This is a genomic window from Phenylobacterium sp. GW821-FHT12F10 (genome assembly GCF_058806695.1).
In genome coordinates, this window is sequence record NZ_JBXAPY010000001.1 from 1,186,529 (window position 1) to 1,200,017 (window position 13,489).

Consider the following 13,489-nt stretch of genomic DNA (forward strand, 5'->3'; position numbering starts at 1 on the left):
CGGCAGGCGCCGCGCCCGTATATGCACCGCCTCAGCATGCTTGAAAAATCCTTCGACCCGAAAACCGCCGAACCCCGCCTCTATGCGAAGTGGGAGAGCTCGGGCGCGTTCGCGCCGACCTCGGACCCCGCCGCCGAGCCGTTCTCCATCGTGATCCCGCCGCCCAACGTGACGGGCTCGCTGCACATCGGGCATGCGCTGAACAACACCCTGCAGGACGTGCTGATCCGCTTCGAGCGGATGCGCGGCAAGGCGGCCCTGTGGCTGCCCGGGACCGACCACGCCGGCATCGCCACCCAGATGGTTGTCGAGCGGCAACTGGCCGCCGCCGGCAACCAGAGCCGCCGCGACATGGGCCGCGAGGCCTTCGTCGCCAAGGTCTGGGAATGGAAGGCCGAAAGCGGCGGGACCATCACCAACCAGCTTCGCCGCCTGGGCGCCTCCTGCGACTGGAGCCGCGAACGCTTCACCCTGGACGAGGGCCTCAGCGCGGCCGTGCGCAAGGTGTTCGTCACCCTGCACAAGCAGAAGCTGATCTATCGCGACAAGCGGCTGGTGAACTGGGACCCGGCCCTGCAGACCGCCATCTCCGACCTCGAGGTCGAGCAGAAGGAGGTGGACGGTCACTTCTGGCACTTCGCCTATCCCCTGGAGGACGGCTCGGGCGAGATCGTCGTGGCCACCACTCGCCCCGAGACCATGCTGGGCGACACCGCCGTCGCCGTGCACCCCACCGACGAGCGCTACAAGCATCTGATCGGCAAGGCCGTGCGCCTGCCCATCGTGGGCCGGCCGATCCCGATCATCGCCGACGACTACGCCGATCCGGAAAAGGGCTCCGGCGCGGTGAAGATCACCCCGGCCCACGATTTCAACGACTTCCAGGTCGGCAAGCGCCACAACCTGCCGCAGATCAACATCCTGACCCCGGATGCGAAGATCAACGAGAATGGCCCGCGCGACTATCAGGGCCTGGATCGCTTCGAGGCCCGCAAGAAGGTGATCGCCGCCTTCGAGGAGCTGGGCCTGCTGCGCGAGGTGGAGAAGACCCGCCACGCGGTCCCGCACGGGGATCGTTCCGGTGTCGTCGTCGAGCCCTACCTGACCGACCAGTGGTACGTCGACGCCAAGACTTTGGCCGGTCCCGCCATCAAGGCGGTGGAGGAGGGGCGCACGGTCCTCGAGCCCAAGACCTGGGAGAAGACCTACTACGAGTGGATGCGCAACATCGAGCCGTGGTGCGTCTCGCGCCAGCTCTGGTGGGGCCACCGCATTCCCGCCTGGTACGGGCCCGACGGCAAGATCTTCGTCGAGGAGACCGAGGACAAGGCCCGGGCCGCCGCCCGCGAATTCTATGGCCGCGACGAGCCACTGCGCCAGGACGAGGACGTGCTGGACACCTGGTTCTCTTCCGGGCTGTGGCCCTTCTCCACCCTGGGCTGGCCGGAGGAGACCGCCGACCTGGCGCGCTTCTACCCCACCAACACCCTGGTGACCGGCTTCGACATCATCTTCTACTGGGTCGCCCGGATGATGATGATGGGTCTCCACTTCACCGGTCAGGTCCCCTTCAAGCGGGTGTTCTTCAACGCCCTGGTCCGCGACGCCTCGGGCGCCAAGATGTCCAAGTCCAAGGGCAACGTCATGGATCCGCTGGAGCTGGTGGACCAGTACGGCGCCGACCCCCTGCGCTTCACCCTGACCGCCATGTCGGGCCAGGGCCGGGACATCAAGCTCTCGACCCAGCGCATTGAAGGCTATCGGAATTTCGGCACCAAGCTGTGGAACGCCGCCAACTTCTGCCAGTTCAACGGCTGCGTCCGCGCCGACGGCTTCGACCCCGCGGCGGTGAGCAATCCCCTGAACCGCTGGATCGTCGGCGAGACCCAGAAGACCGCCCAGTCGGTCACCGAGGCCATCGCCTCCTGCGGCTTCGACGGCGCGGCCAACGCCCTCTACCGGTTCATCTGGAACACCTATTGCGACTGGTATGTCGAGCTCTCCAAGCCCCTGCTGAAGGGCGAGGACGCCGGCGCCAAGGCCGAGACCCAGGCCACCGCCGCCTGGGCCCTGGACGTGATCCTGAAGCTGCTGCACCCGATCATGCCGTTCCTCACCGAGGAGCTGTGGGCCCAGACCGCCGATCTCGGCGCCCCGCGCGCCGAGGGCATGCTGATCTCCGCCCAGTGGCCCGATCTGCCCGCCAGCCTGCTGGATCCGAAGTCCGAGGCCGAGATCGGCCTGATCGTGGCGGCCATCACCGAGGGCCGCTCCGTGCGGGCCGAGCTGAACGTCCCGGGCTCGGCGCGTCCGCCCCTGCTGGTGCTGGACGCGAACGCCGACCAGCGCGCCGTGCTGGAGGCCAACGGGGCGATCGTGGCCCAACTGCTGCGCGCCTCGGAGGTTCGGATCGCCGACACCGCGCCACAGGGCGCCATCCCCTTCGTGGTCCAGGGCGTCACCTTCGCCCTGCCGGTGGCCGAGTTCATCGACCTGACCGTCGAGAAAGCCCGCCTGGCCAAGGAAATCGCCACCCTGGCCAGCGACATCGCCCACGTGATGAAGAAGCTCGGCAACCCCGACTTCGTGGCCCGCGCCAAGGAGGAGGTGGTCGAGGAGAACCGCGAGCGCCTGGCCGAGTCCGAGGCGGCGAAAGCCAAGCTGGAAGGGGCCCTGGCACGCCTGGAAGCCGTGGTCTGAGCCGACCGGCGTTCTTCCAAACAGCTGTTTGCGTCGACGCCTAGGTTATGCTTGTTCACCTAGGACGACGCGGCCTGTGAACGCCGCGCGCTTAGTGGAGAACGCTCAGATGTCCGAGGCTGTCTTGCCGGCCGGCTGGCCCGCCATGTCCATCGCCCAGGCCCACGCCATGATCACCGCCCCGGGGACTCCGGCGGAGATCGAGGAGGTGGTCATCCGGGGCGTCAAGACCAAGACCTGGAAGAACCAGCCGCCCACCCTGCGCTCGGTGGTGGAGATGTCCCGCGCCCACGGTGAGAAGGTCTTCCTGGTCTACGAGGACGAACGCGTCACCTTCGAGGCCTTCTACCGCGCCGTCTCGGCCTTCGCCCGCGAGCTGCAGGCCCAGGGCGTGGCCAAGGGCGACCGGGTCGCCATCGTCATGCGCAACCTCCCGGAATGGCCGGTGGCCTTCTATGCGGCGGAGTCCATCGGCGCCATCGTCACCCCGCTGAACGCCTGGTGGACCGGGCCCGAGCTGGAATACGGCCTGACCGACTCCGGCTCCAAGGTCGCCATCCTCGACGCCGAGCGCTACGAGCGGCTCACCGAGCACCTGCCCAACTGCCCCGACCTGCAGACCATCTATGTCAGCCGCGAGGCGGACGAGATCGCCCACCCGATGGTGCGCAAGCTGGAGGCCGTGCTGGGCGGCCCCAACGACTGGGCCAAGCTGCCCGACCAGGCGCTGCCGGCCGTCGAGATCGACACCGACGACGACGCGACGATCTTCTACACCTCCGGGACCACCGGTAAGCCCAAGGGGGCGCTGGCCACCCACCGGGCGGTCAATTCCAACATCATGGCCGGCGCGGTGGCCGGCGCCCGGGCCTTCCTGCGCCGCGGCGAGGCGCCGCCCCAGCCCGATCCCAACGCCCCCCAGCGCTCCTCGCTGATCTCGGTGCCCTTCTTCCACGCCACCGGCTGCTTCGCCGTGCTTAACCCGTCCCTGGCCGGCGGCGCCAAGCTGGTGATGATGCACAAGTGGGACGTGATCCGCGCCTTCGAGCTGATTCAGCGCGAGAAGATCCAGTCGGCCGGCGGGGTGCCCACCATCGCCTGGCAGCTCATCGAGCATCCCCTGCGCGAGAAGTACGATCTGTCCTCCCTGGAGAGCGTGGCCTATGGCGGCGCCCCCTCGGCGCCGGAGCTGGTCCGCAAGATCAAGGAGACCTTCCCCAAGTCGGCCGCCGGCAACGGCTGGGGCATGACCGAGACCTGCGCCACCGTCACCACCCATGGGGCCGAGGACTACGCCAACCGCCCCGACAGCTGCGGCCCGGCCGTGCCGGTGAGCATGCTGCAGATCCGCGACCCCGCCGACGGCGTCACGGTGCTGGGTCCCAACCAGGTGGGCGAGCTCTGGGCCAATGGTCCGCAGATCGTGAAGGGCTACTGGAACAAGCCCGAGGCCACCGCCCAGACCTTCGTCGACGGCTGGGTGCGCACCGGCGACCTGGCGCGCGTGGACGAGGAGGGCTTCTGCTTCATCATCGACCGCGCCAAGGACATGCTGATCCGCGGCGGCGAGAACATCTACTGCATCGAGGTGGAGAACGTCCTCTATGACCACCCGGCGGTGATGGACGCCGCCGTCGTCGGCATCGTCCACCGGACCCTCGGCGAGGAGCCCGGCGCCGTGGTCACCCTGAAGCCCGGCGCCACCGCCACGGAGGCCGAGCTCCGCGCCCACGTGGCCGAGCACCTGGCGGCCTTCAAGGTGCCGGTGAAGGTGAAGTTCTGGCACGAGACCCTGCCGCGTAACGCCAATGGCAAGATTCTCAAGAACGAGCTGAAGAAGCTGTTCGAAGAGGACACGGCGAGCGCCTGATCTCGAGATGCGCTCTCAACCGCTCATCCCGGCGAAGGCCGGGAGCCAGGTCGCAGAGCGCCTGATCTGCCAGGACATCCACAGGGCGGCTTCTGACGACGCGTCGAGCCTTTGGACCTGGGCCCCGGCCTGCGCCGGGGTGAGCGGAGTCTGGCGATGAGCCGTGTCCGCGCCGATGTCCTGCTGGTGGCGCGCGGCCTGTTCGATAGCCGCGCCAAGGCCCGCGCGGCCATCGAGGCCGGCGGGGTCACCGCTGATGGCCGGACGGTGGCCAAGGCCTCGGACATGCTGGACGAGGCCTGCGACCTGCGGGGGCAGGCCGCCCACCCCTATGTGGGGCGCGGGGCGCTGAAGCTGGTCCACGCCCTGGAGCTCTGGCCGGTGGCCGTCGAGGGCGCCGTGGTGCTGGATGTCGGCGCCTCGACCGGCGGCTTCACCCAGGTCTGCCTGGCGCGCGGCGCGGCGCGGGTCTACGCCGTCGATGTGGGCCGGGGCCAGCTCCACGCCAGCCTCGCCGCCGATCCCCGGGTCACCGCCCTGGAGGGGCTGGACGCCCGGAGCCTGACGGCCGATCTGATCCCGCATCCGCCGCAAGTCGTGGTCTGCGACGCCAGCTTCATCGGCCTGGCCAAGGTGCTGCCGGCGGCGCTCGCCCTGGCCGCCCCCGGCGCCGACCTGATCGCCCTGGTGAAGCCGCAGTTCGAGGTGGGGCCGGACCTGGTGGGGAAGGGCGGGCTGGTCCGCGACGCCACCGCCCGGGCCCGCGCCCTGGCCGACGTGGCCAGCTTCCTGACCGCCTCGGGCTGGTCGGTGCTCGACACCGCCGACAGCCCCATCCTCGGCGGGGACGGCAATTCCGAATACCTGCTGCACGCACGAAAAAGCCGCCCGGCGTGAACCGGGCGGCCTTGGTTCGTCCGAGGCTCTAGGTCTTAGTCGACGACCTGATAGCGGCCCTGGCTGTCCTGGCAGACCCGCACGAAGCGCTTCTGGACGCGGCCGTCGGGCAGGTAGATCGGGCTCTCGGCCAGGGTGCAGCCGTCCGCGCCTACGCCGCCCTGGGTGGAGACGCTGTAGCTGCGGCCATAGCGGTCATAGGCGTTGTCGTAGTTGCTGGAGCGGTCGTAGTCGTAGGTCCGCTGGGCGTAGCCGTTGTCGTAGCCGTTCCCGTAGTAGCCGTTGGAGCCGTACTGGCTGTTGCCGTAGTAGCTGTTGGAGCCGTACCGACTGTCGCCGTAGTGGCTCTGGCGGCTGGGGGTGCAGGCCGCGGAGTCCTTGCCGATCTTCGCCCCGGCCGCCGCGCCGACCAGGCCGCCCAGCACCGCGCCCTCGGTCCGCGCGTTGCGGGCCGCGACGTTGGATCCGATGGCCGCACCGGCCAGGGCGCCGATCAGGCCGCCCGTGGTGCTGCGGTTCGACGACGACCGGCGGCAGGGGTCGTAATAGCCGCTGTCGTAGCTGTTGCCGTAGTAGCCCGACTGCGCCGAGGCGAAGCTCGGAACCGCCAGGGCGGCGCTGAGCGCCATGACGCCGGCGACGCCGGCGAGGGCGGACTTGGCGAAGGTGTTGGTCATCGGAAACTCCCCGTTTGGGACTGGAAAGGTGGAGGGGCTCTTACGAGCGCCCGCTGGGCCGCCACACGCCATCCTTGCCGCGGCAGATCTCGAAACTGTGGTCGCGGCCGCCGTAGTACTCGCTCACCCACTGGCAGTTCTTGCGGCTGTAGGAGGATTGGGCGACGCGGCTGGGATAGCCCTTGCAGTTGACGCGGTTGCGGCCGACCTGGTTGCCGGCGGCCGCGCCGACCACGCCGCCGAGCACGGCGCCTTCGGTCTTGGCGCCCTTGCCGGCGACCTGGGAGCCTACCAGCGCGCCGAGCACGCCGCCCACCAGGGCGCCCTTGTGGCCGGACTCGCGGCGGGCTTCGCGGCAGATGTCGCCGGTGCCGTAGGAGCGGGTGGATTGGGCCGCGGCGAACTGCGGAACCGCAAGGCTGGTCGCCAGGACGGCGGCGGCGGCGGTGAGGGCGAACGTACGCTTCATGGTCTTTTCCTTCGCAGGCTCCGGCGGCGCCAAGGCCCCGCTTTCGGAGATGAGGTTTGACGTATCGAACCTGAACGGGTCTTGAACAGACGCACGACGCCCGTTCATCTGGATTCAGGTGCGCAAGGTGAAGCTACCATCCGCCCCCCAGCCGTAAATGATCCCGATCATGCGAAGTTCCAGCCGCCGCCCCGGCCGTCCCGAGAGCCCCCAGCCCGTGGGACCGCCCGTCGAGGTGGTCATAGAGACCATCGGCGGGGAGGGGGACGGCGTCGCGCCCGGGCCGATCTATGTGCCCTTCACCCTGCCCGGCGAGCGGGTCCGCGCGGTCGGCGGCGGCGAGCGCCGGGAGCTGGACGCGATCCTCACGGCCAGCGCCGAGCGGGTGACCCCGCCCTGTCCGCACTTCGGGGTCTGCGGCGGCTGCGCCCTGCAGCACTGGGAGCACGGCGCCTACCTGGCCTGGAAGGTGGAGCGCCTGCGCACGACGCTGGGCCTGCAGCGCATCGAGAGCGAGATCCTGGCGCCCTTCGCGGCCAAGCCCGGCACGCGGCGGCGCCTGGCCCTGCACGCCCGCCCCGGCAAGCGCGGCGAGGCGCGCCTCGGCTACAAGGGCCGCAAGTCCTGGGACCTGGTGGACATCACCGTCTGCCCCATCGCCGACCCCCGGCTTGAGGCGGCCCTGCCGGCCCTGCGCCGCATGGCCGCGCCGCTGTTCGAGCACCCCAAGTCCGCGCCCACCCTGCACGTCACCCTGACCTCGGAGGGGATCGACGTCGACATCACCGGGGTGGAGCGCAAGAGCGGGGGCCTGTCGGCCGACGCCCGCATGCGCCTGGCTGAGGCCGCCGCCGAGGCCGACTTCGCCCGCGTCACCATGGACGGGGACGTGGCCTATGGCGCGCGCCAGCCGGTGGTGCGCCTCGGCCCCGCCGCCGTGGCCCTGCCGCCGGGCGCCTTCCTCCAGGCCGTGCCCGAGGCCGAGGCCGCCATGGCCGCCTTCGCCGTGGCCCAGGTCGCCGGCGCCGAGCGCATCGCCGACCTCTATTGCGGGGTGGGGACCTTCACCTTCCGCCTGGCCCAGGTGGCGCCGGTCTACGCCGTGGACGGCCACGCCCCCGCCATCCGCGCCCTGACCTCGGCCATCTCCACCGCCCCGGGCCTCAAGGGCGTCACCGCCGAGGCCCGCGACCTGACGCGCCGCCCGGTCCTGGCCGTGGAGTTCAAGAAGATCGACACCGTGCTGTTCGACCCGCCCCGGGCCGGCGCCCTGGAGCAGACCGCCGAATTGGCGGCCTCCAAGGTCTCGAAGATCGTGGGTGTGTCCTGCAACCCGGCCACCTTCGCCCGTGACGCCCGGGTGCTGATCGACGCCGGCTTCAGCCTCGACCGCGTGCTGCCGGTGGACCAGTTCCTGTGGTCGCCGCACGTGGAGCTGGTGGGGGTCTTCTCCCGCTAGCCGGCCTGGACGAGCGCCCGTTCGGCGCCCGGATCGGCCATGGCCCGGGAGATGGCCGACATCAGGGCGGGGATCTGGATCGGCTTGGCGGTGTGCTCGGTGAAGCCGAGCTCCAGATAGTGCGCCCGCCCGCCCGAGGTGACGTCGGCGGTCAGGGCGATCACCGGGACCCCCTGGTTCGGGCCCGGGCCGGCGCGCAGGCGCTGCAGGACCTGTGCGCCGCTCATGCCCGGCATCTGGATATCCATCAGGGCCAGGTCGAACGGGCGGCGGGCCAGCAGGTCCAGGGCGGCCTGGCCGCTGGCGGCCTTCTCCGTCCGGTGGCCGAAGGCGTGGAGGATCTGCTCCAACACCAGCAGGTTGACCGGGTTGTCGTCGACGATCAGCAGGTCGAGGTCGGCCGCCGGAGCCTCCTCCGCCACGGGCTCGACGGCCGCCGAGGCCGGCGCCTGGGCCAGGTCGAAGATGGCCTCCACATGGAAGGTCGAGCCCTGGCCGAGTTTGCTCTCGACCCACACCCGGCCGCCCATCAACTCGGTGAGCTGGCTGGCGATCGCCAGGCCCAGGCCGGTGCCGCCGAACCTGCGCGCCTCGGATTCGTCCACCTGGGAGAACCGCTCGAAGAGGACGGGCAGGTGCTCCTCCGGGATGCCGGGGCCGGTGTCGATCACCGAGATATGGATGCGGGCGGCGGTCTCGCCGACGGGTTGGGCGGCGACCCTGACGGTGACGGCGCCCTGGTCGGTGAACTTCAGGGCGTTGCCGATCAGGTTGAACAGCACCTGCCGCACCCGGATCGCATCCATCCAGACATGGCTGGGCAGGTCCTCGTCGGCCTCCAGCCGCAGGGCGACGGCCTTCTCGTCGGCCCGCGCGCGCCAGAAGGCCACCGCGCGGTCCAGGAACAGGGGCAGGTTCTCGGGGGCGGGGGTGATGTCCAGCCGCCCGGCGTTGACCTTGGACATGTCGAGGATGTCGTTGAGGATCGACAGCAGGTGTTCGCCGCTCTCCATGAGGGTCTCCAGCCGGCCGGCCTGGACGGGATCGGTCTCCTCCCGGCGCAGCAACTGCGCCATGCCCAGGACGCCGTTCATGGGGGTGCGGATCTCGTGGCTCATGGTGGCCAGGAAGTTCGACTTGGCGAGATTGGCCTGGCGGGCCACCTCGCGGGCCTCGTCGGCCGCCCGGGTCTCGGCCATGGCGTGGTCGCGGGCGGCCTCCAGCTGCGGGATCATCGCCAGGTTCGAGGCGTAGGCCTCCTGCCAGCTGGTCACCGCCCGGGTCGTGCCGTTCGAGATCATCACCAGCAGCACCATCAGGCAGGCCATGGAGATCATCAGGCCGGCGACGGCCGCCGGGGGGAAGATCGCCACCAGGGTCACGGTCAGGGCCAGGACGGCGGGACCGGCGAAGGACCAGAAGACGATGCGCGACAGGGAGCCGCTGGCGCAGGCGACCGCCACCATTGAGGCGACCGTGATGGCCAGGTAGGCGAGCTCCTTCTGTCCGCCCCAGATGGCCAGGACGGTGGGGCCGACGAGATAGGTCGAGACCCGCGCCACGCACAGCAGGGCGAGTTGGCGGAACCCGCGCGCGACCTCGGTCCGCGCGCTGCGCGCCAGCCAGCGGGCGATGATGCGTTGATAGAGGGTGTCGACGGCGCAGCTGGCGAGGAAGGCGAGGCCGGCGACCACCGGGTGGCCAAGCGCCAGGACCGCCGCCAGGGCGACGGCGTTGAAGACGACGTGGATCTTGACCGGCATGGCCAGGCCCGCCAGGGTCAACTGGTAGGCGTTGGCGTTGGCCGCGGGATCCATCGTTGCTGTGGTGGTCTGGCCGTCCATGACCGGTCACCTGCCCCCTGCTTGCCGGACCATTTAAGAACAGTTCGATTAACTGACTGAAAACCGGGCCGCTTTTTCTAAAAGCTCGCGCCGTCTGATCTATCCGCCCGCGAACAGGTCGCCCTGGTCGCCGGCCCGGACCGGAACCCGGAACCGCGTTAGGTCCAGACCCTCGAAGGCGAACTCCAGGCCGTAGCGCCGCCGCGCCGCCTTGAAGCGCGCGGCCATCAGGTCGGCCAGCGGCCCCTGGCCCTTCATCCGCGTCCCCCAGTCGGCGTCGTAGTCCTTGCCGCCGCGCATCTGGCGCACGAGGGACATGACCCGGCCGGCGCGGTCGGGATGGTCGCTCGCCAACCATTCCCGGAACAGGTCCTTGATCTCCAGGGGCAGGCGCAGGGCGACATAGCCCGCGCCCCGGGCGCCGGCCTGTCCGGCCCGCTCCAGCACCGCCTCCATCTCATGGTCGTTGAGGCCGGGGATGGCGGGGGCGAACATCACGATCACCGGCACACCCGCGTCCGCCAGGCCCCGGATGGCCGCGATCCGCTTCTCCGGCGTGGCGGCCCGCGGCTCCATGCTACGGGCGAGCTTGCGGTCCAGGGTGGTCACCGAGATCGCCACCCGCACCAGGTTGGCCTCCGCCAAGGGCGCCAGCAGGTCGAGGTCGCGCAGGATCAGGGCCGACTTGGTGATGATCGAGAAGGGGTGCTGGAAGCGGGCCAGCACCTCGAGGATCGACCGGGTGATCCGCAGGCTGCGCTCCTGGGGCTGGTAGGGGTCGGTGTTGCCGCCGATGTGGATGGGGATGGGCTGGTAGCGCGGCTTGGAGAGCTCGGCCTCCAGCAGCGCCGCCGCGTCGGGCTTGAAGAACAGCTTGCTCTCGAAATCGAGGCCCGGGGATAGGCCCATATAGGCGTGGGCCGGGCGCGCGTAGCAGTAGATGCAGCCGTGCTCGCAGCCGCGATAGGGGTTGATCGAGCGGCTGAACCCAACATCGGGGCTGGTGTTCTTGGAGATGATCACCCGGGCCTTCTCGGCCGTCAGGCTGGTCTTCAGCTTCGCCGGTTCGAGATCGTCCGCGGTCCAGCCGTCATCGAAGGCCTCGCGGGCCTGCGCCTCATAACGGCCCGAGGCGTTGGACCGCGCGCCGCGGCCCCGGACCTGGGGGGCAGGGTGGACCTGCTGGGTGAAGGTGGCCATGCCGCATCCAAGCCGAGGCGACGGAACAAATCAAGAACAATATCCCGCCGCTTGACCGAGGTGACCGACGCATCGCTTGTGGCGCCATGCTCTCGGTGATCATCCCCACCTCCAATTCCGCCGCCGACCTGCCCGAGCTGCTGACGGTCCTGGTGCCGGCGGCGGTGGACGGCCTCGTGCGCGAGGTGATGGCCGCCGACGAGGGCTCCACCGATCCGACCCTGCTGATCTGCGACGACGCCGGGGTCGAGGTGGTCACCGACGGCATCGCCGCTGCCATGAAGCGCGCCCGCCAGGATTGGATTCTGCTGCTGCCCGCCGACATGAAGCTGACCCACGACTGGGCCGACCGGGTGGCGCGCGGCGTCAAGCAGGGGCGCTCGGCGGGGCTGAAGGGGGTGGCTCAGGGCGGGGGGCTGATGGACCGCCTCAAGCCCGGCCCCTGGGGGCTCCTGATCCGCAAGAGCGAGCTGGGCAACCTGCCCCCCGACGCCGATTTCGCGCGCCTGCGCCGTCAGTTCGGACGCCTGCCCACCCTGAAATAGGGGGCCGGGCTTGGCGCCTAGCGCCCGGAGCCCCCGAGGTCCTTGGCCGGGCTCGCGGGCTGCATCGCCAGAAGCGCCGCCTGGGCCTCGGCCAGCAAGGCGCGAATCTGGTCCTCGTCGGCGTGCCCGCCCGCGGCCGCCAGCATGCGCTCGAAGCGCTCGACGTTCTGGTGCGCGACGTACTTGTCCATGTCGGAAGCTGACACGCTCGCGGGCTCCACGCATCGTTGCGGTGCTTTGGATTGAACCCGCCTTTTCCGTCCGCGTCTGTTCGACGTCGCACCTAGGACGCGATTTTTGCGGCCAGGCGTCAGGCGCGACCCGCCTCTGCCGCGATCGAGGCTTTGCGCGCCCGCGCCCGCGACGCACTATCGGCGCTCACAGGAGGACAAGATCATGACCCCGCCGAGCCTGCCCTGGGAGGGCGGATGCCGCTGCGGACAGGTGAGGTTCAAGGTGACCGCCGCGCCGATCCTGACCATGGCCTGCCATTGCACCGGCTGCCAGAGGATGAGCGCCAGCGCTTTCTCCCTCAGCGCCGCCATCCCCAGCGAGGGGTTCACAGTCACGGCGGGGGAGCCGGTGATCGGCGGCCTGCATGGCCCCGACCGCCACCACTTCTGCCCCCATTGCATGAGCTGGATGTTCACCCGGCCCGGCGGGATGGACTGGTTCGTCAACCTGCGGCCGACGATGCTGGACGAGCCGTCCTGGTTCGTCCCCTTCATCGAGACCTATACGCGCGAGAAGCTGCCCTGGGCCACGACGCCCGCGGTCCACAGCTTCGAGACCTTCCCGGCCTTCGAGGCCTATGAGGGGTTGAGCGCGGCCTACATGGCCCAGGCCGGCGCCGCCCCAGGGTGAGCGACGCGCAGGGCCTGATGCTGGTGCGGGCGGTCCATACGGCCATCTATCTGACGATGGCGGCCGCGTGCTTCGTGACGCTGTTCGGCGCGGTCACCGGCGCCCACGGCCCCTGGCTGTGGTGGGCGGTCGGGCTGATCGGCGTCGAGAGCCTGGTCTTCGCCGCCTGGGGGTTCAGGTGTCCCCTGACCGCGGTGGCGGTGAGGTATGGCGCGGGCGAGGGGCCGTTGTTCGACACCTTCCTGCCCGAGAAGATCACCCGCCACACCTTCAGGTTCTTTGGCCCCCTGGTCGCGATGGGCTTCCTGATGCTCGTCAGCCGCTGGCTGTGGTTCGGCTGGGGGCGGGCGCTCGGCTAGGCCGCGCGCCAGTCGAAGCGCAGGATCGCGCCGTTCCAGCGGTCGGTCTGGACGTCGGTCTCCTGCAGGTTGGCCGCCCGCTCCGCCCCGCTGATGGTCCGTCGCCAGAAGGCCAGCGCCGGCAGGTTCTTGCGCGCCACCGCGGCCTCCCAGGACCCGGCGTGCAGGTCGAAGACCAGCTCGGCCGCCCGCCGTCCGACCCCGCCGCCCCGGTGTTTCCGCACGACGAAGAACTCCGCCACGCTGCGGTCCACCGCGACGGGGCCATGGGCGTAGTCGTTGACCAGGGCGAAGCCCGCCAGGTCGCCGTCGTGCCAGATCAGGTGGGCCGACCAGTTGGGCGCGTTCCAGTAGGGATCCAGCGGGTAGGGCGGGAACCGCCCGTCGGCCAGCAGGTCGCCATGCGGCGTGCCGGCCCAGAACTCCGAGAAGTCGTGGGTGTAGAGCTGGATCAGGTTCTGGAGCAGGGGCTCCTGGGCGGCGGAGGCCGGGGTGAGGGTGACGGTCATCGGCGGTGCTTAGAGCGGGTTTGGCGAAAGTGCGAAGCGGTTTTCCGCCCGCCACCCACTCCACGTCGACAGCCGCAGATCCCGGGGCGTAGGTTG

At 70.2% G+C, this 13,489-nt stretch carries 13 protein-coding genes; 7 read left to right on the forward strand and 6 right to left on the reverse strand.

Annotated elements, in window-relative coordinates; all coding sequences use genetic code 11:
* The first annotated feature begins 36 nt into the window (after positions 1–36).
* The 3 genes from AC1RN5_RS05965 to AC1RN5_RS05975 all read left to right on the forward strand — a co-directional run bounded on the left by AC1RN5_RS05965 (position 37) and on the right by AC1RN5_RS05975 (position 5,467).
* The gene (locus AC1RN5_RS05965; protein WP_493040339.1) at positions 37–2,700 is read left to right on the forward strand and encodes a valine--tRNA ligase; all 2,664 of its coding nucleotides are present in this window, start codon (positions 37–39) and stop codon (positions 2,698–2,700) included.
* A gap of 109 nt (positions 2,701–2,809) precedes the next feature.
* The gene (locus AC1RN5_RS05970) at positions 2,810–4,570 is read left to right on the forward strand and encodes a class I adenylate-forming enzyme family protein (protein ID WP_493040340.1); all 1,761 of its coding nucleotides are present in this window, start codon (positions 2,810–2,812) and stop codon (positions 4,568–4,570) included.
* Between the two features lie 156 nt (positions 4,571–4,726).
* Positions 4,727–5,467 (forward strand): TlyA family RNA methyltransferase, encoded by a 741-nt coding sequence (locus tag AC1RN5_RS05975; protein ID WP_493040341.1) that lies wholly within the window; start codon positions 4,727–4,729, stop codon positions 5,465–5,467.
* Positions 5,468–5,502: 35 nt separating this feature from the next.
* On the opposite strand, the gene AC1RN5_RS05980 is transcribed toward AC1RN5_RS05975, so the two are convergent.
* Positions 5,503–6,144 (reverse strand): glycine zipper 2TM domain-containing protein, encoded by a 642-nt coding sequence (locus AC1RN5_RS05980; RefSeq protein ID WP_493040342.1) that lies wholly within the window; start codon positions 6,142–6,144, stop codon positions 5,503–5,505.
* A 40-nt stretch (positions 6,145–6,184) separates the two neighbouring features.
* Positions 6,185–6,613 carry a glycine zipper 2TM domain-containing protein gene (locus AC1RN5_RS05985; RefSeq protein WP_421931985.1) on the reverse strand — a complete coding sequence of 143 codons (429 nt, stop codon included), beginning with the start codon at positions 6,611–6,613 and terminating at the stop codon, positions 6,185–6,187.
* A 169-nt stretch (positions 6,614–6,782) separates the two neighbouring features.
* Here AC1RN5_RS05985 and AC1RN5_RS05990 point away from each other — a divergent pair, with 169 nt between their 5' ends.
* Entirely contained in the window at positions 6,783–8,072 is a 1,290-nt protein-coding gene (locus AC1RN5_RS05990) for a class I SAM-dependent RNA methyltransferase (protein WP_493040343.1), read from the forward strand.
* Here the strand turns inward: AC1RN5_RS05990 and AC1RN5_RS05995 are convergent.
* Both AC1RN5_RS05995 and AC1RN5_RS06000 read right to left on the reverse strand, forming a co-directional pair.
* On the reverse strand, positions 8,069–9,916 hold the full coding sequence (locus tag AC1RN5_RS05995; protein WP_493040344.1) for an ATP-binding protein: 1,848 nt from the start codon (positions 9,914–9,916) through the stop codon (positions 8,069–8,071). The genes AC1RN5_RS05990 and AC1RN5_RS05995 overlap by 4 nt on opposite strands.
* A gap of 99 nt (positions 9,917–10,015) precedes the next feature.
* Positions 10,016–11,116, reverse strand: coding sequence for a PA0069 family radical SAM protein (locus AC1RN5_RS06000; protein ID WP_493040345.1), 1,101 nt, complete (start codon positions 11,114–11,116; stop codon positions 10,016–10,018).
* A gap of 86 nt (positions 11,117–11,202) precedes the next feature.
* Here AC1RN5_RS06000 and AC1RN5_RS06005 point away from each other — a divergent pair, with 86 nt between their 5' ends.
* Positions 11,203–11,661 (forward strand): glycosyltransferase, encoded by a 459-nt coding sequence (locus tag AC1RN5_RS06005; RefSeq protein WP_493040346.1) that lies wholly within the window; start codon positions 11,203–11,205, stop codon positions 11,659–11,661.
* Positions 11,662–11,678: 17 nt separating this feature from the next.
* On the opposite strand, the gene AC1RN5_RS06010 is transcribed toward AC1RN5_RS06005, so the two are convergent.
* Entirely contained in the window at positions 11,679–11,867 is a 189-nt protein-coding gene (locus AC1RN5_RS06010) for a hypothetical protein (protein WP_493040347.1), read from the reverse strand.
* A gap of 190 nt (positions 11,868–12,057) precedes the next feature.
* Between AC1RN5_RS06010 and AC1RN5_RS06015 the strand changes: the two genes are divergently transcribed.
* On the forward strand, positions 12,058–12,525 hold the full coding sequence (locus AC1RN5_RS06015) for a GFA family protein (RefSeq protein WP_493040348.1): 468 nt from the start codon (positions 12,058–12,060) through the stop codon (positions 12,523–12,525).
* Positions 12,522–12,884, forward strand: a complete 363-nt coding sequence (locus tag AC1RN5_RS06020; RefSeq protein WP_493040349.1) for a hypothetical protein — start codon at positions 12,522–12,524, stop codon at positions 12,882–12,884. Before AC1RN5_RS06015 ends, AC1RN5_RS06020 begins: the two co-directional genes overlap by 4 nt.
* On the opposite strand, the gene AC1RN5_RS06025 is transcribed toward AC1RN5_RS06020, so the two are convergent.
* Positions 12,881–13,393, reverse strand: a complete 513-nt coding sequence (locus AC1RN5_RS06025; protein ID WP_493040350.1) for a GNAT family N-acetyltransferase — start codon at positions 13,391–13,393, stop codon at positions 12,881–12,883. The genes AC1RN5_RS06020 and AC1RN5_RS06025 overlap by 4 nt on opposite strands.
* Positions 13,394–13,489 lie beyond the last annotated feature (96 nt).

Excerpts from the sequence above, each read along its gene's own strand:
- AC1RN5_RS05965 (WP_493040339.1), top strand. The coding sequence starts at position 37 with ATGCTTGAAAAATCCTTCGACCCGAAAACCGCCGAACCCCGCCTCTAT.
- AC1RN5_RS05970 (WP_493040340.1), top strand. The coding sequence starts at position 2,810 with ATGTCCGAGGCTGTCTTGCCGGCCGGCTGGCCCGCCATGTCCATCGCC.
- AC1RN5_RS05975 (WP_493040341.1), top strand. The coding sequence starts at position 4,727 with ATGAGCCGTGTCCGCGCCGATGTCCTGCTGGTGGCGCGCGGCCTGTTC.
- AC1RN5_RS05980 (WP_493040342.1), bottom strand. The coding sequence starts at position 6,144 with ATGACCAACACCTTCGCCAAGTCCGCCCTCGCCGGCGTCGCCGGCGTC.
- AC1RN5_RS05985 (WP_421931985.1), bottom strand. The coding sequence starts at position 6,613 with ATGAAGCGTACGTTCGCCCTCACCGCCGCCGCCGCCGTCCTGGCGACC.
- AC1RN5_RS05990 (WP_493040343.1), top strand. The coding sequence starts at position 6,783 with ATGCGAAGTTCCAGCCGCCGCCCCGGCCGTCCCGAGAGCCCCCAGCCC.
- AC1RN5_RS05995 (WP_493040344.1), bottom strand. The coding sequence starts at position 9,916 with ATGGACGGCCAGACCACCACAGCAACGATGGATCCCGCGGCCAACGCC.
- AC1RN5_RS06000 (WP_493040345.1), bottom strand. The coding sequence starts at position 11,116 with ATGGCCACCTTCACCCAGCAGGTCCACCCTGCCCCCCAGGTCCGGGGC.
- AC1RN5_RS06005 (WP_493040346.1), top strand. The coding sequence starts at position 11,203 with ATGCTCTCGGTGATCATCCCCACCTCCAATTCCGCCGCCGACCTGCCC.
- AC1RN5_RS06015 (WP_493040348.1), top strand. The coding sequence starts at position 12,058 with ATGACCCCGCCGAGCCTGCCCTGGGAGGGCGGATGCCGCTGCGGACAG.
- AC1RN5_RS06025 (WP_493040350.1), bottom strand. The coding sequence starts at position 13,393 with ATGACCGTCACCCTCACCCCGGCCTCCGCCGCCCAGGAGCCCCTGCTC.